Below are 14,237 nucleotides of genomic sequence, written 5' to 3'. Positions count from 1 at the left end.
TTTTTATAGTATTTGATTGTCAAGTGTTTACGTTTTTTTCTTTGTCTATGTGGATTACATAATTTAACCCCTTTAGATCATATATAATCTCTAGATTTGCAACCGAAACATAACAAAAAAAGAGAGATTATGAAAAATGTAAAATGGCTACTAACAGTGTTGTTTATTTTTTCAATTTGTATTCCATCTTTTGCAGGTCATGTGCCTTTACATGGTCATCTTAAGAAAAAACAGCGATCTGTAAATTTGGATGTACCTATAAAAGCAGACATAGATGAAACTTCAAAAGTTTTGTCTTTGGAGTTTTTAGAATATATAGGAGAGGTACGAGTATCTGTTGTGGATGCGAATGGAAATATCGTTTATGAGGAGATAGTGGATACACAAGATGTTTCTTCTAGTATTATCTCATTAGATGAATGTACTTCTGGATCTTATGGACTTTATATATCAGATTCAGAAAACTACGCAGAAGGTTTTTTTAATTTATAAATAATTCAAATTTTAGAAGTATGGACAAAAAGACAGTGCTTTTAGCATCTGCATGTACTTTATTGATGATATCATGTAGTAATGATGCGGAATTGATTAATGTTGCTGAAACGACAGGATTACAAACAAAGGCTTTTGTTGGTGAAGCAGATTTCCAAATTGTAGATTATGCGGGAGATAAATGTATTCAGTTCAAGAATGATTCCGTCTTTAATGCGATGCTTTGGGAGATGAATGATATGTCAGAAGAAGAGAGAAATAATATTTTCTCGGGGGCAGGTTTCGTAAGTCAATGGCAACTTATGCAAGAAGCAGATCAAGAACAGGAGCTTATTGTAGACAATTATGAGAAAGATCTTAGCCAACCTTGGCCTGCTCATCAAATCAAAGAATTCAAACAAAAATATGATGATGTTTTCATGTTTGAACCTTATGATTCTACAGATTTTATTGCGCATTATAAATTAAAAGGTTCTACATATAGTTCTTTTGTGAATAGAAGGGGGGTGTTTTTGATAGGAGATAGTGTAGCATATGCTCCTGTATATAAGGCTTTAGAGGAATATTTCGGATCAGGGATATCATTGTATGGTAATAATGAAGCTACAAATGAAAAGAATGATATAAACCTAGCTGAAAGTAAATATCAAATACCAGGTGGTGATTATGTAAAGGTTCGAGCTATTCCAAGATTTATAGAGTTACAAACTATTGAAAATAAAAATTATTTGTCATTAGGCTTTGATTATCTTAGTCAAAAAAAGAAAGTTTTATGGAAAAAACACCGTACAATGATTATACTACGTCTTACAGCTTCAGGGTCAGGAAGTGGTTTTGAAGTATATAATGTTTCAATTAAAAATTATCAGAATAAAAATGGGGTAACAATTCTTTTACATACAGATGTATATAATAAACTTTTAGCTAAGGATCAAGGAGGTATGTTAGGGCATGTTGGTGAAAATCCAAGAAACTCAGTTACAATCGTAACTCCTCCTCGATTTGAGTTTTCTGGACGAATGGAAATTTGGTCAGATGAAATGCCTGAAAGTAATAAAGGGACTGCAAAAATAAGTTTAAAAGAAGACTGGTGATAATTTATGAAAAAAATTTTATTTTTACTGTTATTGGTTTCTACTTCTACTTTCGCCCAAATTGAGCATGGCTTATTAGTAGGTGCCGGTGTTGGATTTCCTTTACAAGATAGTTGGAAACGAACTACTTGGGGTGATGAATCAAATTGGTCTTATCGGCACGATTATAAGTTAAATAGTATGATCGGTTATCGCTTTCGATTCCTTCCGGAACAGAAATTCTTTTATGATTTGGATATTACGATGGGATTTCAGAAGATGGAAACGACGAAGTATTTTCCTTATTATGAAAGTATAGAGGATGGTATATATGTTTCTAAGAAAGCTGATGTTTTCGATGAGTTTGTGATGCCTATCTCCGTAGCCGCTAGTTGGAATTGGCGTTTTACCAAGAAATTCCATTTAGGTGTCGGTATCGCTCCTACGCTTTATGTACAGCCACAAGCCGTGTTTGACCTGTCCGTGATGGCGAAGGTGGGATATCGTTTAAGCAAGCATTGTGAGTTCGGCCTTTCTTATCAGTATGGCTGTTTCAATACCTTGAAGCATTTCAATAACGGACCGGCTAATGGCCGTCGTGGACATCTTTCGGATTTGATGCTCTCTGTATATGTTCCTTTTGTTTTGAAATGATAGAATAATAAAGTATAGAAACACATAATGTTTTATTTGGAACCAAAACAAAGATGAATAACTGCCTATAAGAAAAGAGTACGTGAAAAGAGCCATGTGTAGAGAGATAATTCTATGCATGGCTTTTGCTTGTATAATGTATATAGATTCTCAAGAATTATTGAGGCATTTTTTGTTTGCGATATTGTCTCTCTCGTGATTAAGAACTATCTTTGACAAACTATCCAATAGTGGATGCCGAATCAAAATCAATTGACTATGAAAACAAAAAAATTGAAATTCTTCGTAAATTTGTGGTTCTTTAAGCATATCTTATAGTAAGGATCGAATATGAAAATGAGTGAAAAGGAGGTTGATACATCAAATGAACTACGGGTCTTGTCCCTGTTCTCTGGATGTGGGGGCATGGATTTAGGATTCGAGGGGGATTTTATATGTCATCGTAAGTCTATGTCTCCTCAAAGTACCTGGGTTCAAGAGGTTATCGATGAACACTGGGTTCGTTTACAGAAGAATCGTTTTCGAACGGTCTTTGCGAATGATATATTGAAAGAGGCACAAACCGCTTGGCTTCAATATATGGATCGATTCGGATATGATAAAAACGTTTATAATACAAAGAGTATCGTAGACTTGGTGAAAGAGCATCGAGCGGGGAAAAAAGTTTTCCCTAAAAATATAGATGTCGTCACGGGAGGTTTTCCTTGCCAGGATTTCAGTGTCTCTGGTAAACGTCTGGGATTTGAGTCGAATAAGGATCATACCGGGAAATTGCGTGAGGACGATGAGGCCTCGGAAGAGACGAGGGGTAAACTTTACTATTGGATGAAGCAGGTGATCGATATTACGAGACCCAAGATATTTATCGCGGAGAACGTGAAGGGACTGGTGAATCTGGGAGACGTGAAAAGTATTATTCAGAGAGACTTCGCCCATGCGGCTGGGGATGGATATATTGTTTTAGATCCTCAAGTTTTACATGCGGGCAATTATGGGGTTCCGGAGTCTAGAGAGCGTGTGATTTTTATCGGGATACGTAAGTCCGCGTTAAAGGTTAAGGCTTTAAGAGCGCTTCAAGAGGAGAAGATACCCAAAGCTTACGATCCTTATCCGAGTCCGACACATGCTTGCACCGTGGAAGATAAGAAACTATTGCCACCGGTGGTTTGTCGGGATGTATTTGTAGGATTGGAGGAACCGGATAGGACAGAAGATCCATCCCAGCGGTATTATTCACAGGCGAAATATATGGGAGCTCATTGTCAAGGTCAAAAGGAGATCGCGCTGGATAATATTGGCCCGACGATTCGTTCCGAGCATCATGGAAATATAGAATACCGTCGTTTATCCCGGGAGCATGGGGGCGTTATTACGGAAGAATTAGACGCCGGTTTACAAGAACGTCGCTTAACTCCTCGAGAATGTGCTTTGATACAGACGTTTCCGCCGGATTATACGTTTGTCTCCCATAAAAAGAACAGTACACGTTTTGAGTTAAGTGCCTCAGGCGCTTATAAGGTGATCGGTAACGCGGTTCCTCCAGTATTAGCGTATCATATAGCGAATCGCATACAGACTTTATGGCCGTTGTATTTTAAAAAGAGATAATATGGAAGAGGAGAATATTATTACTGTGCGTAATAGAAATCTTCAAAAAGCGGATGAGGCTTTTGCGGATTTTATGTTTATGCTGGAATCATACTTGAATGAAAAAGCAGCTGCTATTCCGGGTACGTATTGCGATTGTAAGAGTAAGGAACTGGAAAATGTAGTAGTGAACGTGATGAAAGAACTTTGCGGTAGAACTCCTTTCCGTGTGGAGGAGATACGCTTGGTTTCCGCCCAATATTTTCCAGATATTATCGCGGAGAAATATTATGGGGTTGAGGTAAAATCTACAAAAGAGAACCATTGGACATCTACGGGAAGTAGCATCGTGGAGTCTACACGTGATAAGAATGTAGAAAATATCTATATGCTCTTCGGCAAACTGGGAGGTAAGACGGCGGAGTTTAAGTGCCGTCCTTATGAGGATTGTCTCTCCGATATAGCTGTTACCCATTCTCCCCGTTATTTGATTAATATGGAATTAACGAAAGAGCAGACTATTTTTAGTAAGATGGGAGTTGCTTATGATCAATTAAGGAATGCTCCGGATTCTATAGAGATCGTTCGAAAATATTATAGGGAAAAAGCCATTAAAGCCAAAAAGAAAGCTATGCCTTGGTGGTTGGGCACTTCCGCTGAGGAAAGTTTGGAGGAGCATACGGATATGAATATAAGCCTGTGGGTGGATAATGGAGAATATGCGGATCCGGAAAGGAATAAGAGACTAAAAGCGGAGATATTTATTTTATTCCCGGAAGTAGTGAGTGGGAATTATGAGAATGCTGCCTTATGGTTATGTATGCGCCGGTCTGTTGTTAATTTTCATATGCGGGACACTTTTTCCGCAGGGGGCCAACAATTGAAACTGAATGATGAACTTCTGCCTTTTCCTTTACCGCATGTGGTTGGTGAGTTGTTAGAATCTGCGACTTTAATAAAGAACTATCTTCTTAATAGTGATGATTTAGACTTAGATATATCGGAATTCCGTCCAGAACTTATGTTGCCTAACCGATATGAGGTCTGGCTTAATGATATTTGGAAACGTATTCATCAACTAAAACCTTATAAAAGGAAAGAGACTATCGAAGAATTGGGCGGTATTTCATTGGCCGAATGGATCGATAGGAAATATACTTTGTCTGTAAAATAAAATATATCTTCTTCTCGATCGTCTCCCTAAGATCATAGATCGTATCAAGAAGCATACCTATCCCGGAAAAATACGCTGTTTTATATCTCCACAAACGGCTTAACGACTTGTATATGGAATTAGTAGGGGATTGAGACGGTTGATTTAGAACTAATAGCGAATCAGAAGGGTTATACAAATACGTAACATTAAAGTTTAAAGCTATGAAGTTTTTTATTGACACGGCGAATCTGGACCAGATCCGGGAAGCGAATGAATTGGGAGTATTGGATGGCGTGACGACTAATCCGTCCTTAATGGCGAAAGAGGGAATCCGGGGGGTGGAAAATCAACGGAAACACTATTTGGAAATTTGCGAGATCGTGGGCGGGGATGTAAGCGCCGAGGTAATCGCTACCGACTTAGAGGGCATGATAAAAGAAGGGGAGGAGTTGGCAGCTTTACATCCTAATATAGTCGTTAAAGTACCTTGTATCGAAGCGGGGATTAAAGCGATAAAATATTTCACCAGAAAAGGCATCCGTACGAATTGTACGCTGGTTTTCTCTGTCGGTCAGGCGTTATTGGCGGCTAAGGCCGGGGCTACGTATGTATCGCCCTTTGTCGGGCGTTTGGATGATATTGCCAGCGACGGGATAGAGCTGGTACGTAAGATCGTGGAAATGTATGATTATTATGATTATGATACCCAAGTTTTAGCGGCTTCTATCCGTAGCACCCAGCATATCATCCAATGCGTGGAGGCCGGGGCGGATGTGGCTACTTGTCCTTTGTCCGCCATTAAAGGCTTATTGAAACACCCGTTAACGGATAGTGGGCTAGCTACTTTTCTAGCGGATTATAAGAAAGTAAACGGATAGAAAAAAAATAGTACCTTTGTGCGGATTAATTCGTAAACGCATTTAAAAGATTACTATCGTGGCAAAAGTTGTGGAAACCCCTTTGATGAAGCAGTATTTCGATATAAAAGCGAAACATCCGGACGCTATCCTTTTATTCCGGGTTGGAGACTTTTACGAGATGTATGGCGAGGACGCCGTGATTGGCGCGGAAATACTGGGTATCGTACAGACCAAACGTGCGAATGGCGTAGGGCAGCATGTTGAGATGGCGGGATTTCCACATCATGCCTTGGATTCTTATCTGCCGAAGTTGGTGCGGGCCGGAAAGCGTGTGGCTATTTGCGACCAGCTGGAAGACCCTAAGTTGACGAAGAAACTGGTGAAGCGGGGTATTACGGAATTGGTGACTCCCGGTGTTTCCATCAATGATAATATACTGAATCATAAAGAGAATAATTTCTTGGCCTCTATCCATTTCGCCAAGGAGGTATGTGGTATTTCTTTCTTGGATATCTCTACCGGCGAGTTCATGACAGCGGAGGGTTCCATCGATTATATCGACAAATTACTCAATAATTTTTCCCCGAAGGAAGTGTTGATCGAACGGGGAAACAAGAAGCGTTTCGAGGAGGCTTTCGGTCCTCGTTTCTTTATCTTTGAGCTGGATGACTGGATCTTTACGACCTCGGCCGCCGAGGATCGCCTGTTGAAGCATTTCGAGACGAAGAACTTGAAGGGTTTTGGCGTACAACACTTGAAATTAGGTATTATCGCTTCCGGAGCGATTCTGTATTATCTGGACCAGACCCAGCATACGCATATTTCCCATATCACCGCTTTATCCCGTATCGAGGAGGATCGATACGTCCGCTTGGATAAGTTTACGGTACGCAGCTTGGAACTGGTGGGTACGATGAACGATGAGGGAACAAGCTTGTTGGACGTGATCGATAAGACGATCTCGCCGATGGGCTCTCGTATGCTTCGCCGGTGGATACTATTCCCGCTAAAGGATGTAAAACCGATCCAAGAACGCCAAGAGGTCGTGGATTATTTCTTCCGTGAACCGGAGACAAAGGAGTTGCTGGATACGCAGTTGGAGCAGATCGGCGATTTGGAACGTATTATCTCCAAGGTGGCTGTCGGCCGTGTATCTCCTCGTGAGGTGGTTCAGCTAAAGGTCGCGCTTCGTGCGATCGAGCCGATCAAGGAGGCATGTATGGCGAGCGGGGAACCCAGCTTATGCCGGATCGGGGAGCAATTAAACGCTTGCGCCTTGATCCGCGACCGGATTGAGAAAGAGATTAATAACGATCCCCCTTCGTTGGTCAATAAGGGAGGAATTATAGCGAAGGGTGTCAACGAGGAATTGGATGACTTGCGTGCCATCGCTTATTCCGGCAAGGATTATTTGTTGAAGGTACAGCAGCGCGAGATCGAATTGACGGGTATCCCAAGCTTGAAGATCGCTTTCAACAACGTCTTCGGCTATTATATAGAGGTACGTAATACCCATAAGGATAAAGTCCCGGCGAATTGGATCCGTAAACAGACCTTGGTGAACGCCGAGCGCTATATTACCGAGGAGTTGAAGGAATACGAGGAGAAGATATTAGGGGCGGAAGAAAAGATCCTTGCTCTGGAGACCCGCCTTTTCAATGAGCTGGTATTGGCCTTGACGGAATATATTCCGCCTATCCAGATGAACGCGAACTTGATCGGGCGTATCGATTGCCTTTTATCTTTCGCCAAGGCTGCGGAGGCGAATAAGTATATCCGTCCGGTCGTGAGTGATTCCGACAAGATCGACATAAAGGGAGGTCGCCACCCGGTAATCGAGAAACAACTGCCCTTGGGAGAACCTTATATCGCCAATGATGTCTATCTGGATGACGAGAAACAACAGATCATCATTATCACGGGTCCGAATATGGCCGGTAAGTCCGCCTTATTGCGTCAGACAGCCTTGATTACGCTCATGGCGCAAATCGGTTGCTTTGTTCCGGCCGAGAGCGCCCATATCGGTATCGTGGATAAGATATTTACCCGTGTAGGCGCCTCGGATAATATCTCGGTGGGTGAGTCTACTTTTATGGTAGAGATGAATGAGGCCTCCGATATATTAAATAATATGACTTCCCGGAGCTTGGTGCTTTTCGACGAGTTAGGGCGGGGTACCAGTACCTACGATGGCATATCGATCGCTTGGGCGATCGTGGAATATATTCATGAGCACCCGAATGCGAAGGCGAAGACGCTGTTCGCTACCCATTACCACGAGCTGAACGAGATGGAGCGTGCCTTTAAGCGGATCAAGAATTATAACGTATCGGTCAAGGAAGTAGGGAATAAGGTGATATTCTTGCGTAAGTTGATACCGGGAGGAAGCGAGCATAGCTTTGGTATCCACGTGGCGAAAATGGCCGGTATGCCTAAAAGTATCGTGAAGCGTTCGAATGAGATCTTGAAGCAGTTGGAGTCCGAGAATCGTCAGGAAGGCATCGGGGGTAAGCCTGTAAAAGCGATCGCGTCTGCCGCCGAGGGGTATCAGCTGAGTTTCTTCCAGTTGGATGATCCGGTGTTGAGCCAAGTACGGGATGAGATCAAGAACTTGGACGTGAATAATCTTACCCCCTTGGAAGCCTTGAACAAACTGAGTGAAATTAAGCGGATTATTACGGGGAAATAATCCGCTTGATCGTATTACCGATGATTGGTAATCATTTACTTTTTAGGTCTCACCAACACTACCACCCGGTTGTCATCCTCTTCCAATGTCGCGGCCACCTCTTTTAGTTTGCCTTTCAGCTTTCCCCTTTTATAGTCCTGGCAAAGATCGGAAGCATTGATGGTAGAACACAATTCGCCTTTTGAATTGATGGGAGGAAATGTCACCATATAGATTTCTTTCTTATAAGAATAATCATCGTTGTATGTGATATAGTTGAAAAATTTCTTTTCTTGCGTATCGTATGCGAAGTACTTTCTCGGGAAACCTTCTCCTGTGTTAAAATCATATATATTCGTTACACTTTCCATGAAATAATAACGATCGGAAATCAATCTTAAGACGACGAAAACGCCCGGGTCCATGGTGTGGATAGGGGGTGTTCGTGCGATAAGCGGGCGCAAACTGTAATCAGGCATTAAGGTGTAGACCGTATCTGCAGAGGCCTCAAATAGAATCCAATTACCGTTAAAAGGAATTATACTGTTATACGGACCTGGTCCAGCTGCTCTTGTTTCTCCTTTATCATAAAGTCTTTCAACGATATGGAATAATTGCTTCTCTTTATATGGAACCGTGATTTCTTTCGTTATACTTCCATCTTGTTTCGACACAAGCAAGAATGGTACCTCAAAATTAAACTTATCATAACAAATCAAGTTGTCCTTGTCATAATCAAGCATTTCCACGTAAAACGAACTTTTCTCGCTTCTTTGATTCAGACTTCGTTTGAAATTTCCTTCCAAATCATAAACCCTTATCTTTTTCGCATGAAAATCATTTACGAAAATCTCTTCGTTTTCTTCATCTAACGAAACCGATCTCATAGACACGTATTCTTCTCCACCTTGTCCCTTGCGATTTATTTTGCGAATAGCTTTTCCGTTCCGGCCATATACGAAAATATTGCCATCATCGTAAAAGTTTGTCACGATTATGTATTTCTCGCCAACCGCCTGCACGCATGCCCGATTGATAAACTCATCGTTTGTTTCCAGCGGAATATACTCCACATCCATGAAGTCTTGAAGGACCAACTCTTTTTTGGTTGAATAACTATCGTTTACATCCACGGTTATAAGACCATCGGTCGATGAATGGTCGCCTCCACATCCAGCCATTACAAACAGGATGATTATCCCTGTAAAAATGAATCTTTTCATACGCGTATGATTTTTGTTTAACTTATGGTGGTGAAGATACTATAAAAAGCCGATGGTTTTCACGAAATTATCCTATTATTTGTTGATCTCACTGGTAATTTCTTGCACATCTTGGAGCGTAAAACGCCCTAACAATTGCATGACGCTGAAGCTCCCGTCGTCCATGTCGGCTATCATGATCAACTCCTGTATCAGTTCTCCTTGTTGCTTGACGTAGAAATTGGCTTTGGTCTTTCCATCTTTTACTCGCATGAGTTCTTCATGATCCTTTCCGATCAAGGCTTTGAACTCACCTCGCATTCGTTCCCTTAAATCCGCTTTTTGGGTGGTGAGTATTTGCAGGGATTCTATTTTCCCTTTCAGGTTGGCAAGGTTGAGTCCGGCGGTTTCCATGACCGGCATCATCTGAAACATCTTTTTGGAGATATATACGGAAGTAACATCGTCCATATCCGCATATTTGTCGAAAAGCTTGTTCTGGGCAAAACAGATATTCACGCAGCAGAGAAGCAGTATTGTATATAGTTGTTTGAGTCTCATTGTATTAATCATTTAAATGTTTATTTACGATCTTGTTTATTTTTGTGATCTCTTGACTGGCTTCATTGACCTGCCCGAGACCTTTGTTTAAATTCCTAGACATGAACGCCAAGGCATTTTGGGCTACGACAGCTGCCTCTTCAGGATCGGTAAAGGTATCGGCCATAACGGGAGCCGGACGATTTGTCTCCGTGAAGATGAGGAATAGGGCGCCAAGAATAGCGGCGGCGATTCCGCTTATCCAATAGAAGGAACGTCTTCGTGAGACTCGGGGAGATATCTCTTCTTGGGCTAGGAAGTCGATTTGTCGTTCCAGCCTTTCGGAAAGTCCCTCCGGTAAGGCTAAATCCTCTTGGAGTGCCTTGTTTATTAGTTCATCTATCTTTTTATCATCCATGACAACTTGCTTTTTCTAGTTTCTCCCGGATCAATTTGCGTGCCCGGGAAAGTAATGTTCTTATATTAGAGGAGCTAAGCCCTGTAATCTGTTCAATGTCCTCATAGGAACAATCCTCAATACCACGCAGGCGGATTACCTGCCTCTGGTTCTCGGGGAGCTGTTCTATCAGTTCTTGTATACGCCGGATATCCTCTTTTTCTTCCAATTCCTTTTCCGGCGAGGAGTCGGTCGTTAATAGAACGGTCTCCAATGCCTCTTCGTTGTCTCTTCGGCTTGCTTTGGGCGAGCGCAGGAAATCCAGACAAAGATTTTTGACCAATGTTATGGAAAATGCTTCCGGATTCTGGATATCTCCCAGCTCATCCCTTTTATTCCATAATTTGCAATAGGCATCTTGAAGTATGTCTTCCGCATCCGCTTTATTGTCTAATAAGGCATAAGCGATCCGATAGAGTTTAGGATGAAAGGGTAGGAACCGTTGTTTAAAAACATCAACGTCCATCAGTATCGCCCTTAATAATTTCCAGTTTTGTGCTCATTGATTACCCGGTCTAGATCGGACGGGCTGATCTTTCCTTTGATACGGATTAACGCATTGTCGCTTCCTGTCGTGAATATGACCAGTTCACGGATCATATCCTCTTTTATTTTGACAAGAACTTTCGTGCGACTGTCCCTTTCATTTGCCGTGACCATCGTCTCATAATCAGGATCTCTCAGGTTCCGTATGGCGGTAGACAGTCGGTCTTTCACCTCTTGGGCACAATTATCAAATTCAAGGATCTCTATACCGTTTACTCCCATTGTCTCGGTGAACAGGCTGGCTAGCTTCATCGTTATGTTTCCGATATTTACGGAAGTAACATCGCTTTCACCCCGGAAAGCATTGAATAATTGATCCATCTTCTGCTGCCCGTATCCTACTTGGCTGATAAGGAGGATGGCCAGTAACACTAGTAATCTTTTCATTGTAATTGACTTTTTCGTTAATACTATGTTTTTGGATCGCCCTTCGTCCGTGCGCCTTAGAGTGGGGGCTTTCACAAAGAAGACGGGATAAGGGATTTGTTTGTTACAAAAATAGGCAAAAAAGATTAGAGTCCGGGTGTATTTATTCTCGATAGGCTTTACGGTAAGAATGAAAAGTTCCATAGATTAGTACTCTTATTTTATATCCTGATTATTTTTTCTTCAGTTTAGGTGTCCATATATAGGCGACGGAATCGTGTAACCTGATATCTTTACCATCGAAATATAACTTATAGGAATATTTATATCCTTTATTCCAGCAGGTGCCTTCCGGAATGATGTATTTGTAAGTTCTTCCATTGATAGTAAAGATCGCCTCAACTTCTTTTTCCCGGATAGGAGAGTAGGTAGGGACTATACGGATATTTTGCTCCTCCGCTTTTGCGTGTCGTAAAGTTACGGATGGATCTATTGTAAGTAAAGTGGCTTTATATGCCCCGGGAGTTCCTTTGATATTTCCGGTTACGATATCCATTGTCCCGGTATATTGCAAGGTATTACCTCCCGCACGGTTACCGATCTGTATGGAGGTTAGCTTGAATAGCCCGTTGATGTCCGAATCTTGATATATTTCGAATGAGAGAAGTGATAATGCATAATTCATGGAGAGTTTCGCGAGCGGAGATTTACGGTTAACCTCTTTTTGACCTTGCGAGAGCCTCCCATATTTATAAGAGGGGGTTTCTGCCGCGATTGGGGATATTTTGATCGGTATGGAGGTGGGATCTAACGGTATTTGTACTTTATAAGGTGAGTAAGCGTAGATCATGACTGGTCGATTAGATCTGAGGAATACCTGCGGTGTTTGTTTCCATTTTAAAGAACCTTTTGATGAGCCTACAGCCTTTGATTTTACGTTTTTATAAAGAGATGCGCCTTTATATAAACTGTCTTGATTACCATAGGTTATAAATAATCCTATTTCGGACCCTTCGGGCAGAATTTCGGTGAATACTGAAGAACCTGCCGTATAGGACCGGGTGGTCATTTCAAGAACTGACTTTCGTGCGGTTGATTTCTCTTTGGACATCCACTGCTGATTTTCATGACATCCGGTAAAGATGATTAACAAGATCGTAATTAATAATAATTTGTTCATTTTGTCTAATGTTTTAATGGAACCTTTCAAACAATAAACATTTGAGCCAATATAGTTTATTATTCTATTACTATTAATTATTATTCCTGTTATAAAATGATATTTTTATATATTATATAGTAACGATTGTTTTATCCTCTTAATACGCAAAGTAACCTGCTTTATTGTATACTATAATAATCAATATATCCAAGAGATATAAAGTTATTATTAAACGGGTCTCGTCCTTGTAATAGTCAAATAGAAGAGTGTTTTTGGCGATAAGTTGAGAGGGAATGATAACCCTTGAATGTAAAAGGGTATTTGGACGAGACCCGTTGTTTCTCTTATTGAGAGAATATATAGAGTCGGCTGAATGAAAAACACATCGTACGGGTAGTGACCCCGATGGTCTAATTCGCCGGAATGATAGAGCCAATTGTTATTTTCAGTGTAGTTGCCGGTGGCAAACGGATCAAAGCTTGCCACGGCATTACACCTTAATAACCACAACATAAAAAACTTACATGATATTGCCAATCAATCCTTCGTCGTTACCCGGTAACCAGTCTGTGATAGAGACGTCTCGCAATTGTAACGACCTTCCGTTAAAGCTTAGCTTATATAAATATTTTTTCCCTTTTTCCCATTGGGTGTTAGCGGGTATGTCAAATTTGTAGGTTTCTCCGTTGATCGTGAATAAGGTCTCCACGTCTCCGGTTCCGATCGTGCCGGAAGGTGGAATTACCATGAGCCGCATAGGATCACAATATTTCTCGTTGATGAGGGTAACCGGATTCGTCAAGGATAATACCGTGGATGCGGACGTGCTACGGGCGGTAGAACCGATGATATCGCCCGTCGTGATATCGAGGGTTCCTTCGCTGACTAAAGTTGTTCCACCGGGCTTATTTCCTACTTGAACGGAACTTATAATAAAGGCACCTGTCTTGCCTTTGCTTAGGTTCAACTGGAAAGATATAAGCGATAGGGCATGATTCATGCTGAGTAATACAAGTGGCGAGGTACTGTTGACCGCTTTTTGTCCGATCGCATGGGTTCCATACATATAATCATCGGTCTCCAATGCGTTCGGGGCCAGTTTAACAGGTATCTGCCGGGCGTTAAAATTTATATCTTCTTGATATGGATAATATGCGTATATCGTAGCTTCATTAGAGTCAAGGATCACTTCCGGACTCTGTTGCCACCGGATTTTTCCATTCACTCTATAAGCTTTTACGCTTACGTTTTTATAAGTGGATATGCCATTGTATAAATCGTCGACTGTACCGGACGTGATTTGTAGTCCGAGCATAGAGCCTTCTTTAAATTCTTGTATAAAATTGGTGGATTTTGTAGTTAGGATACGAGTCGTTATTTGGAGTGGTTTTTCATTCCAGCCGATATTCTCAAGACCTCCGAAGTCTTTGTCGTTGGAGCAACCCCAAAAGCTTAAAATCATACTGGTAAAGAG

The 14,237-nt window shown here is 41.4% G+C and carries 14 protein-coding genes; 7 read left to right on the top strand and 7 right to left on the bottom strand.

Annotated features, from left to right (window positions below):
• Positions 1-129: 129 nt before the first annotated feature.
• From CI960_RS21195 to mutS, 7 genes are all read left to right on the top strand, one after another.
• On the top strand, positions 130-492 hold the full coding sequence (locus CI960_RS21195) for a DUF3244 domain-containing protein (RefSeq protein ID WP_005860396.1): 363 nt from the start codon (positions 130-132) through the stop codon (positions 490-492).
• A 20-nt stretch (positions 493-512) separates the two neighbouring features.
• Entirely contained in the window at positions 513-1,586 is a 1,074-nt protein-coding gene (locus CI960_RS21190) for a DUF4848 domain-containing protein (protein WP_005860398.1), read from the top strand.
• 6 nt (positions 1,587-1,592) lie between these two features.
• Complete coding sequence (locus CI960_RS21185; RefSeq protein ID WP_005860400.1) at positions 1,593-2,219, top strand: hypothetical protein; 627 nt, start codon at positions 1,593-1,595, stop codon at positions 2,217-2,219.
• 336 nt (positions 2,220-2,555) lie between these two features.
• On the top strand, positions 2,556-3,827 hold the full coding sequence (locus tag CI960_RS21180; protein ID WP_005860402.1) for a DNA cytosine methyltransferase: 1,272 nt from the start codon (positions 2,556-2,558) through the stop codon (positions 3,825-3,827).
• Between the two features lies 1 nt (position 3,828).
• Positions 3,829-4,980 carry a hypothetical protein gene (locus tag CI960_RS21175; RefSeq protein WP_005860404.1) on the top strand — a complete coding sequence of 384 codons (1,152 nt, stop codon included), beginning with the start codon at positions 3,829-3,831 and terminating at the stop codon, positions 4,978-4,980.
• A gap of 203 nt (positions 4,981-5,183) precedes the next feature.
• On the top strand, positions 5,184-5,840 hold the full coding sequence (gene fsa, locus CI960_RS21170) for a fructose-6-phosphate aldolase (RefSeq protein ID WP_005860406.1): 657 nt from the start codon (positions 5,184-5,186) through the stop codon (positions 5,838-5,840).
• Between the two features lie 85 nt (positions 5,841-5,925).
• A complete protein-coding gene (gene mutS, locus CI960_RS21165) occupies positions 5,926-8,511 on the top strand; it encodes a DNA mismatch repair protein MutS (protein ID WP_172724878.1) in 2,586 nt (861 codons plus the stop codon).
• A 35-nt stretch (positions 8,512-8,546) separates the two neighbouring features.
• On the opposite strand, the gene CI960_RS21160 is transcribed toward mutS, so the two are convergent.
• From CI960_RS21160 to CI960_RS21125, 7 genes are all read right to left on the bottom strand, one after another.
• Complete coding sequence (locus CI960_RS21160; protein WP_005860410.1) at positions 8,547-9,713, bottom strand: 6-bladed beta-propeller; 1,167 nt, start codon at positions 9,711-9,713, stop codon at positions 8,547-8,549.
• Between the two features lie 75 nt (positions 9,714-9,788).
• Positions 9,789-10,265 (bottom strand): DUF4252 domain-containing protein, encoded by a 477-nt coding sequence (locus tag CI960_RS21155; RefSeq protein ID WP_008778921.1) that lies wholly within the window; start codon positions 10,263-10,265, stop codon positions 9,789-9,791.
• Complete coding sequence (locus CI960_RS21150) at positions 10,258-10,650, bottom strand: hypothetical protein (RefSeq protein WP_005860413.1); 393 nt, start codon at positions 10,648-10,650, stop codon at positions 10,258-10,260. Before CI960_RS21150 ends, CI960_RS21155 begins: the two co-directional genes overlap by 8 nt.
• The gene (locus tag CI960_RS21145) at positions 10,643-11,155 is read right to left on the bottom strand and encodes an RNA polymerase sigma factor (RefSeq protein WP_005860415.1); all 513 of its coding nucleotides are present in this window, start codon (positions 11,153-11,155) and stop codon (positions 10,643-10,645) included. The genes CI960_RS21150 and CI960_RS21145 overlap by 8 nt, the downstream gene beginning before the upstream one ends.
• Positions 11,156-11,166: 11 nt before the next feature.
• Complete coding sequence (locus CI960_RS21140) at positions 11,167-11,622, bottom strand: DUF4252 domain-containing protein (protein WP_029257165.1); 456 nt, start codon at positions 11,620-11,622, stop codon at positions 11,167-11,169.
• Positions 11,623-11,833: 211 nt separating this feature from the next.
• A complete protein-coding gene (locus CI960_RS21135) occupies positions 11,834-12,781 on the bottom strand; it encodes a fimbrillin family protein (protein ID WP_005860420.1) in 948 nt (315 codons plus the stop codon).
• Between the two features lie 502 nt (positions 12,782-13,283).
• Complete coding sequence (locus tag CI960_RS21125; RefSeq protein WP_094582557.1) at positions 13,284-14,225, bottom strand: fimbrillin family protein; 942 nt, start codon at positions 14,223-14,225, stop codon at positions 13,284-13,286.
• Between the last annotated feature and the right edge of the window lie 12 nt (positions 14,226-14,237).

Origin of the sequence: Parabacteroides sp. CT06 (assembly GCF_002257605.1) — a bacterium.
Taxonomy (GTDB): domain Bacteria; phylum Bacteroidota; class Bacteroidia; order Bacteroidales; family Tannerellaceae; genus Parabacteroides; species Parabacteroides distasonis.
The sequence above is the reverse complement of the archived record's forward strand: the minus strand, read 5'-3'. Positions and strand labels throughout refer to the sequence as shown.

Coding starts and splice junctions, on each gene's coding strand:
- CI960_RS21195 (WP_005860396.1), top strand. CDS start 130: ATGAAAAATGTAAAATGGCTACTAACAGTGTTGTTTATTTTTTCAATT.
- CI960_RS21190 (WP_005860398.1), top strand. CDS start 513: ATGGACAAAAAGACAGTGCTTTTAGCATCTGCATGTACTTTATTGATG.
- CI960_RS21185 (WP_005860400.1), top strand. CDS start 1,593: ATGAAAAAAATTTTATTTTTACTGTTATTGGTTTCTACTTCTACTTTC.
- CI960_RS21180 (WP_005860402.1), top strand. CDS start 2,556: ATGAGTGAAAAGGAGGTTGATACATCAAATGAACTACGGGTCTTGTCC.
- CI960_RS21175 (WP_005860404.1), top strand. CDS start 3,829: ATGGAAGAGGAGAATATTATTACTGTGCGTAATAGAAATCTTCAAAAA.
- fsa (WP_005860406.1), top strand. CDS start 5,184: ATGAAGTTTTTTATTGACACGGCGAATCTGGACCAGATCCGGGAAGCG.
- mutS (WP_172724878.1), top strand. CDS start 5,926: ATGAAGCAGTATTTCGATATAAAAGCGAAACATCCGGACGCTATCCTT.
- CI960_RS21160 (WP_005860410.1), bottom strand. CDS start 9,713: ATGAAAAGATTCATTTTTACAGGGATAATCATCCTGTTTGTAATGGCT.
- CI960_RS21155 (WP_008778921.1), bottom strand. CDS start 10,265: ATGATTAATACAATGAGACTCAAACAACTATATACAATACTGCTTCTC.
- CI960_RS21150 (WP_005860413.1), bottom strand. CDS start 10,650: ATGGATGATAAAAAGATAGATGAACTAATAAACAAGGCACTCCAAGAG.
- CI960_RS21145 (WP_005860415.1), bottom strand. CDS start 11,155: ATGGACGTTGATGTTTTTAAACAACGGTTCCTACCCTTTCATCCTAAA.
- CI960_RS21140 (WP_029257165.1), bottom strand. CDS start 11,622: ATGAAAAGATTACTAGTGTTACTGGCCATCCTCCTTATCAGCCAAGTA.
- CI960_RS21135 (WP_005860420.1), bottom strand. CDS start 12,781: ATGAACAAATTATTATTAATTACGATCTTGTTAATCATCTTTACCGGA.
- CI960_RS21125 (WP_094582557.1), bottom strand. CDS start 14,225: ATGATTTTAAGCTTTTGGGGTTGCTCCAACGACAAAGACTTCGGAGGT.